Below are 14,589 nucleotides of genomic sequence, written 5' to 3'. Positions count from 1 at the left end.
CTCCATCGCTGCCCGAGTGATAAGCACTCCGCTCTTCACACGCAAAAAATATGCCCGAGAAGCCACGGAGCAAGCATTTCCTGTACCTGGCTCCGCGCTACTTAGAGAATGTCAAACTCAGTTGACCCGTGTGTAAGAATTATGACCAATGAAACGTGCGCCCAGATTTGGCTGCTGATTGTTTTGTGCCTGGTGGGCAACAACCCAGGTTGTGTCGAGTGCTTTCTTATTTTCAGCCATATTGCCAATAATACTGAGTGCTGAACCACAGTCAGGGTAATCAATGCTGATAGTAAAAGCATTCCCGGTCAGATAACCAACCAGAGGACGTTTTTGACCAATTGCTTGCTGACATTCTTTCGAAGCAACAGCGGTAGTAAAATAGCCTGTTACATTACCTTCTTTCGCAACAGTTAATTCTAAAACAGAACCCTTTTCATTTTTAAAAACCATAGCATCTGCAGCGAAGCCAGCTTGACTGACCACTGATAGACCTAGTAATGCGACATAACCTAACTGTTTGAATGACATTCTTTAATCCCCTGTCTAATGATAAGCGCGCAAGAAGAATAATGGATTATCCGATTATTTTCTATCTGCAAACTGCGAAAAATGATGGCGCTCTTAAACAATAAGATTAATGATGTGTATCATCCACTTGTCGTTATAACTCATCTCGGTATAATCATTCGCACCAACGCGCAGAAAAGAGGGAATTATATGATTGCAAAAACACCATTGCATGCTAATCATTTGGCACTTGGCGCTAAAATGGTTGATTTTCATGGCTGGGAAATGCCCTTGCATTATGGCTCACAACTGGAGGAGCACCATTACGTTCGTCAACACGCCGGCATGTTCGATGTTTCTCATATGACTGTTGTTGATGTACTGGGCGCGGGCGGACGACAATTTTTGCGTAAGTTGTTGACTAATGATGTCGATCAACTCGAGCATACCGGACGTGCACTTTACAGTTGTATGTGTAACGAACATGGCGGAATCATTGATGATTTAATTGTTTATCAACGCGCCTCTGATAATTATCGTATTGTCTTAAACTCAGCAACCCGTTTACGTGATCTGGCCTGGATCCGCGCCAAAAGCGAAGGCTTTTCAGTAGGCCTGCAAGAACGAAACGAACTCGCCATGCTAGCTGTCCAAGGCCCGGAAGCTATAACCAAAATAATGACTATTCTGACACCTGCTCAAAGCGACGGTGTATCTACGCTAACCAATTTCGAATGTGTTGATGTCGACAACTGGTTTTTTGCCCGCACGGGCTACACCGGTGAAGACGGCTTTGAAATTATTCTGCCCCACGATGCGGCAGTTAATCTCTGGCAGTCTCTCTTGCAAATTGGCGTTAAACCCTGCGGTTTGGCTGCACGCGATACCTTAAGATTGGAAGCTGGCATGCTGCTATATGGCCAGGATATGGATGAATCAACTACCCCCTTGGAATCCGGTTTGGAATGGACTGTAAAATGGCTGCCAGAAGATCGCGATTTTATCGGGATGGGTGCTTTATTGTCACAAAAACAGCATGGCGTTAAACGCAAAATGGTCGGCTTGGTTATGCAGGATAAAGGGATTATGCGTACCGGCCAACGTGTTGTGGTCGACGGACAAAGTGACGGTGTTATTACTAGCGGTACTTATTCGCCCACCCTGGGAAAATCCATTGCCCTGGCGCGTGTACCTGCAAATACCGGTGAACAAGTCATGGTTGATATCCGCGGTAAATTAATTCCCGCGAAAGTGGGTAAGCCGCGATTTGTTAAGCGCGGAAAACTATTGTAGGGCGATTGACTTCATCGCTAACGTTTATAATTTAAGAATAATAATGAGGAAAGGATAATGACAGATTTAAAATTTACCCGCACCCATGAATGGCTAAAAAGCGGCGAGGATGAATATACCATCGGTATCACTGAACATGCTCAACAACTGCTAGGCGATATGGTCTTTGTAGAGCTACCTGAAACAGGTGATGAATTTAAAGCCGGCGATGAATTGGGCGTTGTTGAATCTGTCAAAGCGGCCTCCGATTTCTATGCACCAATAAGCGGTATCGTTGTAGCGGTTAATCAGGAAGTGAGTGCTAATCCAGCACTGGTTAATAGCGACCCTTATGGAGCTGGTTGGCTAGTCAAATTAAAAGCGCATAATCCAGCTGAGTTAAATGAATTGTTGAATGACGAACAATATCAAAACGAGATAGCAGAGGAACACTAATAATGCCTTATATTCCACACACGGACGAAGATACGCAAGCCATGTTGGCGAGCATAGGAGCTAAACAAACACAAGACCTGTTTGATGAAATTCCCTCGTCTTTGCTCTATGGCGAACTAAAAAATATACCTGCCGGCCTCAGCGAAATGGCGATGCTAAAAGAAGCTCAACGTTTAGCGGATAAAAACCAAAATGGTATTTGTTTTATTGGTGCAGGCAGCTATGAGCATCATATCCCGGCTGCAGTGTGGGATATTGCATCACGCGGTGAATTTCTAACTGCTTATACGCCTTACCAGGCAGAAGCCAGTCAAGGAACATTGCAGTTACTCTATGAATACCAAACGATGATGGCCGAATTAACAGGCATGGATGTAGCCAATGCATCGATGTACGATGGAGCCACGGCGCTCGCTGAAGCGGTTTTGATGGCAGTGCGTGTGAATAAACACAGTAAAACCAATCGCGTTCTGGTCGCCGGTACGGTTCACCCCTTATATCGTGAAACGCTGGAAACTGTGGTGCGTACGCAACATATTGAAGTCATCACACTGCCTTTTGATGAAAAAGAAGGTATCACGGCTTTATCTGCCCTGGACAAGTATCAAGGCGAGGATATTACGGCCTTAATTATCGCCCAGCCCAACTTTTTTGGCTGCCTGGAACAAGTCGACGCAATGAGTGATTGGGCCTATGCGAATCGCACAGTGAGCATTGCCTGTGTTAATCCAATTTCGCTTGCCCTCTTAAAACCACCTGGGCAATGGGGTTCTCGTGGTGTCGATATCGTTTGTGGTGAAGGCCAGCCCTTTGGCTCTCCACTTGCCTCAGGCGGCCCTTATTTTGGATTTTTTAGCACCCGCATGGAGCATGTTCGTCAAATGCCAGGGCGTCTAATAGGCCGTACCCTCGATAAAGATGGCAAAACGGGCTTCAGTCTTACCTTACAAGCCCGCGAACAACATATAAGACGGGGTAAAGCGACTTCCAATATCTGTACCAATCAGGGTTTGCTGGTTACTGCCGCAACCATTCATATGAGTCTTCTTGGTGCTGACGGCATGCAACAGGTTGCCCGCCAATGCCATCATAACACCCAAACCCTGGTCGCAGCACTGAGCCAGATTGAGGGCGTAGACAAAGTATTTTCAGCACCTTGTTTTCATGAAACCCTTCTACGTTTTAATCAACCCGCTGCTTGGGTACTCCAACAGTTACATGACGCAGGCATTGCTGGTGGTTATTCCGTCGAATCTCATTATCCGGGATTAAAAAATACCATACTGGTTTGTGCGACGGAGCTCCGTACAGAGGAGGAAATTGCTTATTATGCCAATTCACTCAGACAAATTATGTCTAAGCGAGGTAGTTGATGTTTATTGTACAGCTAACCTACAAAGCAGCGATAAGTGAAGTAGATAAGTATTTGCAGGCACATCGCGAATTTCTGGATTACCATTACAAGCAGGGTTTACTTCTGGCTTCTGGGCCAATGAAACCGCGCACAGGCAGTATTCTTATTGCTACAACCAGGGACAAAGCGCATTTGGAATCCATGTTGCAGCAAGACCCATATTACCTTGCTGAAATTGCAGACTACCAGATTATTGAATTTACTCCTGTAAAACATCGTGAGGAACTCAAAGACCTCATTCAAGAAACGGAAGGCAAATTATGTTAATCTTTGAACGCTCTAAAGCTACCCGCCAGGCAACTGCCCAGGCCCCCCAAGGCACCGAACAGCAATTTGCTATTCCAGCTCATTTTTTACGCCAAACACCACCGCGTCTGCCAGCCTGCTCTGAATTACAGGTAGTACGCCACTATACCCGTTTGTCACAGAAAAATTTTTCCATTGATACTAATTTTTACCCCCTGGGTTCCTGTACGATGAAATACAACCCTCGCGGGGTGCATAAAGCGGCTTCTATTCCCGGCTTCAGTAATCGCCATCCTCTAGCCTTGGAACAAAGCAGCCAGGGCTTTCTGCAAGCGCTTTATGAATTACAACATTATCTGACCGAAATTACCGGGATGGCTGGTGTCTCTTTAACACCAATGGCTGGCTCACAGGGCGAGTTTGCTGGTGTAGCAATGATTAAGGCCTATCATCAATCACGTGGTGATACGATCCGTGAAGAGATCCTTATCCCTGATGCGGCACACGGCACTAATCCCGCTTCGGCCGTGATGTGTGGTTTTAAAGTGGTTGAAATTCCTACAGCAAAAGATGGTGATATCGATCTCGAACAGCTGCGCTCTAAAGTAGGTCCAAAAACAGCGGGCATTATGTTAACCAATCCTTCCACGCTTGGTTTATTTATGCGCCAGATTAAAGAAATTGCTGAAATTGTCCATCAGGCAGGCGGGTTACTTTACTATGACGGCGCCAATCTGAATGCTATTTTGGGTAAAGTAAGACCTGGGGATATGGGTTTTGATGTCATGCATTTAAACTTGCATAAAACGTTCGCCACCCCCCATGGCGGCGGGGGGCCAGGGGCAGGTCCTGTAGCCGTCGGAAAACGCCTGCTTCCTTACTTACCGCTCCCTGTTGTAGTAAAAGAAAAAGAAACCTACCGCTGGGCAACGAGAACAGACTACCCGCAAAGTATTGGCCGCTTATCCTGTTTTATGGGTAATGCCGCTATTTTATTACGGGCTTATTTTTATACCCGTGTTCTTGGTAAGGAAGGCTTATTGCGTGTCTCTGAATTTGCTACTCTTAATGCCAACTACTTACTTTCCCAACTAACGCAAGCCGGTTTTAAACCCGCTTATCCTGGCCGACGTGCTTCCCATGAGTTTATTCTGACTATGGGGCAGGAGAAAAAAGAGTTTGGCGTTACTGCAATGGATTTGGCGAAACGGTTATTGGATTATGGCTTTCATGCGCCAACAACTTATTTCCCTTTACTGGTGCCGGAATGTTTATTGATTGAACCCACGGAAACCGAATGCAAAGAAGAATTGGATGGTTTTATCAGCGCCATGCAAGCGATTCGTCATGAAGCACAAATAAATCCAGACTTATTAAGAGATGCACCTCATAGCCTGCCTGTTAAACGTTTGGATGATGTCAAGGCAGCGAGGGAATTGGATTTGAATTATTACAGCCATCATGAATCATAGAAAACATTAAGCTTATCCAATTCCTTATAAGGGCTGATTCAACAAGGGACAACCTCTGTTGAGAAAATCAGCCCTTGAATTTTTCCACCATTCAAAGCACTTAAAAAATATATTCATCACAAACCCTAAAGCGCTATTTAATTGATTATACTTAAAATACGACCCTAGCAATAAGTTATTAATTTGACTCAACAACTGACTCCAATATTGTTTGCACGCCAGGAAATCTATGATGCAGCAGGTTCCGTTTGCGCCTACGAACTCCTGTATCGCAATGGCGATGATTTGCAGTCTAATATTGACCCGCTGGATAATCTGGCAGGAGACAAAGCAACCTCGTTTGTTCTGTCCCATCTTTTTACTAACCTGGGTTTGGATTCAGTAGTCGGTAACCTTCCGTGCTATATCAATTTTACACGCAACCATCTTTTACAAAAAATTCCACTGCTATTGCCACAAAATAGAGTCATTATTGAGTTGTTGGAATATACAGTTATTGACGAACTACTCTTGGATACCATTAAATTACTGGTTAAAGAGGGATTCAAGTTTGCCCTTGATGACTTCGTTTTTCGGGACGACCTAATCCCTTTAATTCACTTAGCCCAGATAATAAAAATCGATGTCCTTAATTTAAATGAGAGCGAGATCAAAAAACAGTTGGCCTTACTGAAAAACTTTAAGGGTCGATTATTAGCTGAAAAAATTGAAGATAAGAAACAACTGTCACTGTGTAAAAAGCTTGGTTTTCACTATTTCCAAGGTTTCTTTCTCAATTTCCCACGCCCCATTCAAGGCCAGGAATTATCAGAGAGCAAAGCTTACTTACTAAAATTATTAGCGGAACTACATCACCCTGATGTGAAACTGGAACGCGTGGAAGAAATCATTCTGCAGATCCCCAAATTGAGTTACCGCATTCTGCGCCTTGCTAATTCACCAGCAATGTATATAGGAAAAAAAATCGACTCGTTGTTAGAAGCCATTCAGCAGCTCGGTCTTGTCCAAATACGCAACTGGATCAGTTTGATTTTGGTATCAAGTCTGGATGAGGTTACTTATGATTTACTAGAGCGCACTTTAATTCGGGCGAAAATGTGCCAACTATTGGCTCGCTCTTCAGGCTTGGTGAATTCGCAGCAAGCCTATACTGTGGGGATGTTTTCCGCACTCGACACTATTTTAAATGAACCCATGACCTCTTTACTCAGTAAGATTCCCCTTAGTGAAGAACTCAATGACGCCTTACTCCACAAACGCGGCATTCTCGGTCAATTGCTCTTGCTAACTCAACATTATGAACAGGGCCGCTTTGATCTGCTTGATTACACTACCTTTACAGCACAGGATTATAGCCAGGCCTATTTAAATGGAATTGACTATGCGAATACCGTCATGGCCGTTATACGTTAGAAATAATCGCAATGGCTTTTCAAGCCTCTTTCAAACCCTTTCAAATGAACAAAAAAAAGGCAACTAATTATTAAAAATGACCAAAGCCTGCTAAAGGTAACTAATTGTTTTTAAAATAAATAGAAAATACTTTGCGTCAGAAAAAAAATAAGTTATAACAGACTTACCTGTATCAGGGACTGACAGGTATGAAAAAGGGCGCGGCTTATCAACTAAGGTCTGTTGACGTTTCTATCATCGTGGCCGAAAAGCATTGATCCCCTGCGTTTTGCTGCTCATTTACTACCCTGTAAACGGTGCTGCGATGCTCGTAAATCAATGCATTTCGACTCAGCGAGCGAAATGCCCACAGGCCCTGGAAGGCTGATAAAACAATTTTTTTCATGGAGTGAAAAGTGAACAGTAAAGTGTTTTCACAACGATTTAACCGTGAGCTATCATTGCTGGGTTTTCCCGAGGAATTAGCGGAAAAAACAAAAGCAGTTGCGAAGGTATTTGGCGTCACACGCCATTTGGCCAATGCAATGATTTTTGGTCATCTATTACCGCCTGCAGAGCAACTGGATAAAATTGCTGAAGTGCTGGAGGTTTGCCCAAAATGGCTCAGCGGCGTAACCGATAGAAAAAAAGCCTATCCTGGGCGCGAAACAGAAACAGGTGGCCGCGAAACAGAGACTGGTCGCGAAACAGAAAGCGTGTAGTCTCCTTGTACTTCAGTTATAATCATACTAGTTCGCTGACTTGTGATATCAGACTCCCTATTGATATCACAAGCTATAATTTACTTCCAAAAGGCTATTTATAATCATGGAATGCTTAACTTACTGCATTGCCAACTCAATTGATTTAACACGTTTAGATCATTACATCAAAACGTCCCTGGTTGATTATCATTCCAATAAAACTCGCGACATCTTAAAGTTTGGCCATAACAGTAAAAATAATAATCATGTAATCTTCGTCTTTAAAAATGGCACCGTCGTTTCCTGGGGAATCAAACGCCATCAAATCGACACCTATCTTAATATCATTAAAAGGTTTGGTGAAAAACCCGTTCCATTTTTAGTGCGAGATGAATTCAGCTATAAAATCGGCGATAAAACCGCCATCGAACCCCATGATTTTTTTGATGTCGATTGTTTAACTATAGATACTGATAGTGATGAGCTAAAATTAAGCCTGTCTTATGGATTTTCCCAATCAGCCAAATTGCAGTATTTTGAAACCATCATTGAAGCACTGATTGAAAAATACAACCCAATGATTCAAAGCCTTTCTAATAAGGGAAAAATGCCAATAAGCCGCAGTCAGATAATCCAGGTTATCGGAGAAATTCTGGGGGCAAAAAGCGAAACCAATTTAATTTCTAACTTCTTCTACCATCCCAAATATTTCTGGCAGCATCCGACACTCGAAGAATATTTCATCATGATGGAGCGTTATTTACATATTCAACGCCGCGTCAATGCAATTAACCATCGTTTAGATACCTTGAATGAAATTTTCAATATGTTTAACGATTATCTGGAAACACGTCATTCCCATACGTTAGAAATTATTATTATTATTTTAATTACAATTGAAATTGTTCTTGCTGTTCTCAATATCCATGTTTGATCACTACATGTAAAACACTGAGAACAGTAGGGTTGTTGACACTTCATGCGAGCGAAATGCTAACACCCCCTAGTAACTCTCCCTTATCTTTTGTAGGATCTCCTTTTGCCTCAAGCAAAGCCACCATGAATACCTTAAAATCCCGTCTGCTGGAAAATACCTCGCTGAAAAAAGAATTTTTAGCAGGAGCCACTACCTTTTTAACGATGGTTTACATCGCCTTTGTGAACCCAAGCATCTTACAACATACCGGTATGGACCAAGGTGCTGTTTTCACTGCGACCTGTCTGGTAACCGCCTTCGCGTGTGGCCTGACCGGTCTCCTGGCTAATACTCCCATAGGAGTAGCACCTGGGATGGCTCTTAATATTTATTTTTCTTACAGTGTTGTGCAAGGACTAGGCGTCGATTGGCAACACGCTTTAGCCATGGTGTTTATCTCGGGAGTCATGTTTCTTTTTATCAGTCTGACCCGCTTACGGCGCCTCTTAATTGAAGCAATTCCCCATAATTTGCAAATTGCTATCTTAATTGGGATTAGTTTGTTGATTGCCTTAATTGCCCTGGAATCTAACCAGCTTATTATTGGCAACAAATATACGTTGATGCATCTCGGCGATATTAGTCGCCCACAAAGTGGACTTTTCTTTGCTGGTTTTCTATTAATTCTGGTATTGGATTATTACCGTATTCCGGCAGCAATCATTATTGGGATCCTTTGTATCAGTATTCTGAGTTTGCTGCTGGGCTTGACCACCTGGCAAGGTTTGGTTGCCTTACCTCCCTCCATAGCGCCGACTTTCCTGAAACTTGATTTTTCAGGATTAACGAATGTAACTGCACTTAAAGCAATTTTTACCTTTTTTCTCATTGCTGTATTCGATGCAACGGGCACTTTAATTGGTTTGCTCAATCCATCTATTTTTAAACATCAACCAGATTATCAGCATCGTCTCAGCAAAAGTTTAACCGCTGATGCAACAGCCTCCATAGCAGCAGGATTGCTAGGCTCCGCCAGCACGTCTCCTTTTATTGAATCCGCAGCAGGTATTGAAGCAGGCGGCCGCACAGGATTAACCGCGCTGGTGATTGCCGCAGGGTTCATTTTAATGTTGTTCTTTTTTCCATTGGCTAGAATGATCCCCACTTATGCGGTAGGTCCTGCATTGCTTTATGTAGCCTGTTGTATGATGAAACATTTGGGTGAATTGAAACTCACTGATTTTAGTGAAACAGCCCCCTGCATGATTACCATCATGATGATACCGTTTACAGCATCAATTGCTGATGGTATAGGCGGTGGGATCATTCTCTATACCCTACTTAAATTACTGACGCGCCAGGCGGTGAATCACTTATTAATTATTTTAAGTGTCGTATTTGTGATCTTTTTTATGATTAGTTAGATAACCCATTTTATTTTTTATGGCTTGATTTTCGAGCATGGCAGCGGAGCAATCCTACTGGTATGCTGAGCAGCGAAAATCAAGCCATAGGTGCCAAGATTGTAATCATGTCAACTGCTTTTTTGGTTTGGTAACATCGCCCAACTCACACCAGCAACTACTAAAAAAGCCCCCGCCAGTTGCAACAGCGTGGGTAGATTGCCCTGCAGTGAATATAAACCTATTGTCACAATTGGCATGAAATTAAACATCAAATTAGGCTCCGATACACCAAGTTGATCAATCGCCAGCGTCCAACAGAGATAAGCACTAACCGTAGAACCAAGGATTAGCCCTACTAATGCCCAGACAGGCGTCATTGATGGCGGAAAACTATCCGGCAAGAAACTAAGTCCCAGAGGTAATAAAAAAATTGCTCCTATAGTGACGATAAGAGTAACGTTAACCAGTAATGAAACTTGTTTGATTAACCATCGACGCGAAGCAACGGTATAGAAACTAAAACAGAGAGAAGCAATCAAAGCAAAAAGATCCCCGCCATTCAAATGAAAATGACTTAACCCTTGCGGACTAGCGCCCAAAATAGCAATGACCGCACCAATTATTGAAATCACTATCCCAAATATCGTCGCTGCGGGAGGCATTTGCCTGGTTATTAAACCCTCTAGAATCGCCGTCAAAGCAGGCGACAGCGCCATGATAACAGCGGCACTGACAGGTGACGAATAATACACGCCCAAAAAGAGAAAACCCTGAAAACAGGTAATACCAATAAACCCCAGTAAAAAGTAATGCAGCCAGTGGCCCTTGAACAGAGAGCGGCTGGGTTTGTTAATGAATACGGTGATAATCAACATAATGAATGCCGCAAAACCAAAGCGTGCCGTTGATGCTGCAAAAGGGGATAACCAATCCATAGCAAGCTTGCCCCACACATAAGCCGCTCCCCAGAAGAAAACAGCGATGGCAGCTAATAACCGTCCTCTGGTTTTCATGCGCTTCTCCTGTTATTTCTCTGGAACCTCTATGCTAAGAGCCTCGTTGGGTACCAGGCAATTATAGCCAGAAAAAATAATTCTTTGATGAGGGGGCTGTTACTTTTCGCTAGCTTGAATACCTATGGCTTGGTATTCGAACATCGCAACGGAACGTCGACGCGGGTAGGTGAATAACGAGGCACAGAAAATCAAGCCATAGGTGCCAAGACCGTAGAAATGTAAACAGCCCCTAGGACAATTTTAAAAAATCTGACAAGATATGCGTTAACTTATTTATTACCCAGAAAACCATGCTGATCTGTAATAATCATGTAAGTGACACCCAACTAAGCGCTATTGATGACCTGGCTGCCCTATGCCGTGCAGCAGACGGCGGAGTGCCTCCACTCTATCGTCATTTGCTCATTGAAAAAAGAGCGACAGACAATAATGTCTTCTATTACCAGGATAATCATTTAGCAGGGTTTTTGAGTGTTTATTTTTTCTATGAAGATGCTTGTGAAATAAGTATTATCGTTGACCCCACTTATCGCCGACAGGGTATTGCTACACAAATGCTGCAAAGCATCATGCCCCTGTTATTGACAAAGCAAATCAATACAGTCATTTTTTCTACACCGGCAAAGCTCAATGATGAATGGTTATCGAGGCTCGGTTTTCATTACCAAAGTAGTGAATACCATATGCAACGACACAGTTATGAGCCTGTTTTAATTTCCCGCCGTGAGCTTACGATGCGGCCAGCAACCGCGGCGGATATTCCCATTTTATCGGTGATTGATGAAGCCTGTTTTGAAGCGGCCAAAGAAACTGATATGGCTGCACGTTTTAACAGCCTGCTCAACGATAATAATTACGTCATCTTCCTCGCTTCACTCCAGGAAAAACCGGTTGGTAAAGCCCACATCCGTTGGCAATCCGATGATGCTATTTTGTCTGACATAGCAATCTTGCCTGCTTATCAACGCCAAGGCCTGGGTAGTGAATTGTTAGCCTGGTGTATTAATAATTCCCTGTCTCAGGGAAAAACCCATTTGGCACTTGATGTTGAAACCTCGAACCAGGGTGCTCTTGATCTTTATACGCGCCATGGTTTTAAAACCAAGGATGCGAATGATTACTGGGCTATTTCCATTGATAAGTTGCGTACGCTTTCCTAAACATGCTAGTTTAAACAAGTTTTTTAACATGGATAAATTTCCTCTACTGACTACGGCCTTATGAAAAAATTATTGACTATATTTTTAGCTCTTTCTGTTCAATTTGCTGTAATCAGTTGCCGCGCTGCAACAAATGAAACGATTACTCCTGACACCCTTATCAAAGAGCATCTACGTCAATACGGACCACAAGAAATGTTTTCCGCTATCCAGGTTTCTATTAGAACGAAGGATAAAATCAGTACTTATACAGCAGGTAATCGCTCGCTTGAGACAGACAGTCAACCTATCAGCGCAGATGATCTTTTTAATATTGGCAGTATTACTAAATCATTTACTGCTGCCCTTGCAGTGATGGCTGAAAGTGAGGGGAAACTTAAACTTGAGAACCGGCTCAATAGTTATCTTTCTGCTTATTCCCATTGGGGCCAATTAAGATTAGACGCCTTACTTAATATGAGCACCGGTATTCCCAATTATTCCGACGCACCTCGGTTTAATTATTTAACGAGTAAAAATCTCCGGCGATATTGGAGTCAGTCAGACCTGATTAATTTAGTTTACTCCACCCGGTTTAACCCTCCCCTCAAACCGGGCTATTTTTACAGTAACACCGGCTATGCTTTAATAGATATGATTCTTAGTAAAGTCTATAACACCCCTTTTCAAAATTTATTAAGCGATAAAATTCTCACCCCTCTAAAATTACAAAATACTTTTTATCCTCTACCTGATTATCCTGCCGAGGTCTTGCAACGCCTGGTAAGAGGATACTCCTATAATGTTTACGAGAATCCTGAATTACTGGGGCAGGATGTAACCGAGAATAATCTAAGTTGGGCTGGCGCTGCGGGAGCCCTGGTGGCTAATAGTGAGGATGTCGTTCATTGGATAGAGCATTTGTTTATTGATGGTAAATTGCTGACCCCAGCCCAGAAAAAGAAAATGCAAACTCTCATTGCTATTCCGACCGGTTCTCCACTGGCTAAAACAGATGTCAAAAACCCACAGGGTTTTGGTTTAGGTATTGTACAAATTTACGATAGCAAAATAGGTCATTACTGGCGCTATGAGGGACAAACCTTAGGTTATCGCGCCTTGTATATCTATGTACCCTGCAATCAGGTTATTATTAGCGCTTTATTTAACAGTGCTACTAATGGTGAAAACGATCACGCCCATTTGCTGGTCGAAGTGCTTTATCAACAAATCCTTAAACAGGATAATACGTTGATTTGTAAAGAAAGCATGGGATCACGAAAAAGCTGAGGATTCGCCTTGACAGATTTTCTGTCGTCCCTTTAGTATTGCGTTTTACTGCAGCAGGACGACGCCAAGTGGATATGGGCTAAGAGGATATGGAATGAAAAAACGGGTTGTCATCACTGGGATGGAGATCATTTCTTCCATCGGTAACGGGCTGGAGTCCTTCTGGGAAGCTGCAACAAATAGTCAATGTGGTATAAAGCGTATCCAATGCTACGATCCAACCCCTTATCCCACTCAAATTGGTGGTGAAATTACCAATTTGTCCCTGGCTCATTTGCCCGAATTTGATAAAAGCAAGCGCTATCCACGTGTGGCTCAATATGCACTCTATTGTGCTCACCATGCCATAGAACGCTCTGGCTTAACAGCAACTGAGCTACAACAGGCAGCGACTTATATCGGTACAAGCCTGGGAGGAACACCTGAACTGGAGGCAGCTTATCAATCCTTCTACAGTGAAGGGTGGAAGAAAATTCCTGCCTTAAGTGTCATTCGCGGCATGCCCAATTCCGTAGCTAATCATGTGGCTATCGCCTTTGGTCTTGGCGGACCTAATTCCACGATCTCCAATGCTTGTGTCTCTTCTGCAGAAGCAATAGGCAACGCCTATCACCAAATCGCTAATGGCCGTCTCACCCTTGCCCTTTGTGGCGGGACCGAATCGTTGCTGTGGGAAACCATTATGGCTGCCTGGTGCAAACTGCGCGTCATGTCAACGCAAAATGAAAACCCTGCTTTGGCTAGTCGTCCTTTTGATAAAAATCGTGATGGTATGGTCATGGCTGATGGGGCAGGCATTTTAATTGTCGAAGAATTGGAGCACGCTAAAGCTCGTGGTGCTAAAATTTATGCGGAAATTATTGGCTTCGGCGCCAGTTGTGATGCCTATCATGTCACTGCACCGACTGTGCAAGGACAGGTTCGTGCTATTCAAACAGCCCTGGATGATGCAAAACTGGCTGCAGGCGATGTGCAATACATTAATGCTCACGGTACCGGCACCCAACTCAATGATGTTACTGAAACAGAAACTATCAAAACCGTATTTGGCGATCGCGCCTACGAAGTCCCTGTCACAGCACAAAAAGCTATGACGGGCCATGCTATTGGGGCAGCGGGAGCAATGGAAATCATTGCTACCGTTTTAAGCTTACAACACGATACCCTCTTGCCAACAATTAACCTGCACGAGCCTGATCCGGCTTGCGATTTGGATTATGTGGCAAACCATGCACGTAAGAAACGCATTGATATTGCCCTGTCCAATCACTTTGCTTTTGGCGGTGCGAACGCAGCCTTGTTATTGCGTCGATATTAGCAAACCAATTTGAGCAAAAAATGGTCTTTCTTGTCGTT

At 43.4% G+C, this 14,589-nt stretch carries 14 protein-coding genes; 12 read left to right on the top strand and 2 right to left on the bottom strand.

Annotated features, from left to right (window positions below; translation table 11 throughout):
* Positions 1-117: 117 nt before the first annotated feature.
* Positions 118-531, bottom strand: a complete 414-nt coding sequence (locus DYC89_RS14355) for an avidin/streptavidin family protein (RefSeq protein ID WP_115222402.1) — start codon at positions 529-531, stop codon at positions 118-120.
* Between the two features lie 189 nt (positions 532-720).
* Between DYC89_RS14355 and gcvT the strand changes: the two genes are divergently transcribed.
* The 9 genes from gcvT to DYC89_RS14310 all read left to right on the top strand — a co-directional run bounded on the left by gcvT (position 721) and on the right by DYC89_RS14310 (position 9,806).
* Positions 721-1,803 carry a glycine cleavage system aminomethyltransferase GcvT gene (gcvT, locus tag DYC89_RS14350; protein WP_115222783.1) on the top strand — a complete coding sequence of 361 codons (1,083 nt, stop codon included), beginning with the start codon at positions 721-723 and terminating at the stop codon, positions 1,801-1,803.
* A gap of 57 nt (positions 1,804-1,860) precedes the next feature.
* Positions 1,861-2,238, top strand: a complete 378-nt coding sequence (gcvH, locus tag DYC89_RS14345) for a glycine cleavage system protein GcvH (protein WP_115222401.1) — start codon at positions 1,861-1,863, stop codon at positions 2,236-2,238.
* Between the two features lie 2 nt (positions 2,239-2,240).
* Positions 2,241-3,611 carry an aminomethyl-transferring glycine dehydrogenase subunit GcvPA gene (gene gcvPA, locus DYC89_RS14340; RefSeq protein WP_115222400.1) on the top strand — a complete coding sequence of 457 codons (1,371 nt, stop codon included), beginning with the start codon at positions 2,241-2,243 and terminating at the stop codon, positions 3,609-3,611.
* Positions 3,611-3,919, top strand: coding sequence for a YciI family protein (locus tag DYC89_RS14335; RefSeq protein WP_115222399.1), 309 nt, complete (start codon positions 3,611-3,613; stop codon positions 3,917-3,919). Before gcvPA ends, DYC89_RS14335 begins: the two co-directional genes overlap by 1 nt.
* Positions 3,913-5,370 carry an aminomethyl-transferring glycine dehydrogenase subunit GcvPB gene (gene gcvPB, locus DYC89_RS14330; RefSeq protein ID WP_115222398.1) on the top strand — a complete coding sequence of 486 codons (1,458 nt, stop codon included), beginning with the start codon at positions 3,913-3,915 and terminating at the stop codon, positions 5,368-5,370. The genes DYC89_RS14335 and gcvPB overlap by 7 nt, the downstream gene beginning before the upstream one ends.
* A 183-nt stretch (positions 5,371-5,553) precedes the next feature.
* A complete protein-coding gene (locus DYC89_RS14325) occupies positions 5,554-6,783 on the top strand; it encodes an EAL and HDOD domain-containing protein (RefSeq protein ID WP_115222397.1) in 1,230 nt (409 codons plus the stop codon).
* 395 nt (positions 6,784-7,178) lie between these two features.
* Positions 7,179-7,484 carry a hypothetical protein gene (locus tag DYC89_RS14320; RefSeq protein ID WP_115222396.1) on the top strand — a complete coding sequence of 102 codons (306 nt, stop codon included), beginning with the start codon at positions 7,179-7,181 and terminating at the stop codon, positions 7,482-7,484.
* A 106-nt stretch (positions 7,485-7,590) separates the two neighbouring features.
* Positions 7,591-8,400 (top strand): RMD1 family protein, encoded by an 810-nt coding sequence (locus tag DYC89_RS14315; RefSeq protein WP_115222395.1) that lies wholly within the window; start codon positions 7,591-7,593, stop codon positions 8,398-8,400.
* Between the two features lie 125 nt (positions 8,401-8,525).
* Positions 8,526-9,806 carry an NCS2 family permease gene (locus DYC89_RS14310; RefSeq protein ID WP_115222394.1) on the top strand — a complete coding sequence of 427 codons (1,281 nt, stop codon included), beginning with the start codon at positions 8,526-8,528 and terminating at the stop codon, positions 9,804-9,806.
* Between the two features lie 110 nt (positions 9,807-9,916).
* Here the strand turns inward: DYC89_RS14310 and DYC89_RS14305 are convergent, their stop codons facing one another.
* Complete coding sequence (locus DYC89_RS14305; RefSeq protein ID WP_115222393.1) at positions 9,917-10,801, bottom strand: DMT family transporter; 885 nt, start codon at positions 10,799-10,801, stop codon at positions 9,917-9,919.
* Positions 10,802-11,094: 293 nt separating this feature from the next.
* Here DYC89_RS14305 and DYC89_RS14300 point away from each other — a divergent pair, with 293 nt between their 5' ends.
* From DYC89_RS14300 to DYC89_RS14290, 3 genes are all read left to right on the top strand, one after another.
* The gene (locus DYC89_RS14300) at positions 11,095-11,964 is read left to right on the top strand and encodes a GNAT family N-acetyltransferase (protein ID WP_245954014.1); all 870 of its coding nucleotides are present in this window, start codon (positions 11,095-11,097) and stop codon (positions 11,962-11,964) included.
* A 60-nt stretch (positions 11,965-12,024) separates the two neighbouring features.
* Positions 12,025-13,233 carry a serine hydrolase domain-containing protein gene (locus tag DYC89_RS14295; RefSeq protein ID WP_115222392.1) on the top strand — a complete coding sequence of 403 codons (1,209 nt, stop codon included), beginning with the start codon at positions 12,025-12,027 and terminating at the stop codon, positions 13,231-13,233.
* Positions 13,234-13,327: 94 nt separating this feature from the next.
* The gene (locus DYC89_RS14290) at positions 13,328-14,551 is read left to right on the top strand and encodes a beta-ketoacyl-[acyl-carrier-protein] synthase family protein (protein WP_115222391.1); all 1,224 of its coding nucleotides are present in this window, start codon (positions 13,328-13,330) and stop codon (positions 14,549-14,551) included.
* The last annotated feature ends 38 nt before the right edge of the window (positions 14,552-14,589 follow it).

It is taken from the genome of Legionella donaldsonii (assembly GCF_900452385.1).
Lineage (GTDB): Bacteria > Pseudomonadota > Gammaproteobacteria > Legionellales > Legionellaceae > Tatlockia > Tatlockia donaldsonii.
This window is presented reverse-complemented; position numbering and strand designations above follow the sequence as displayed.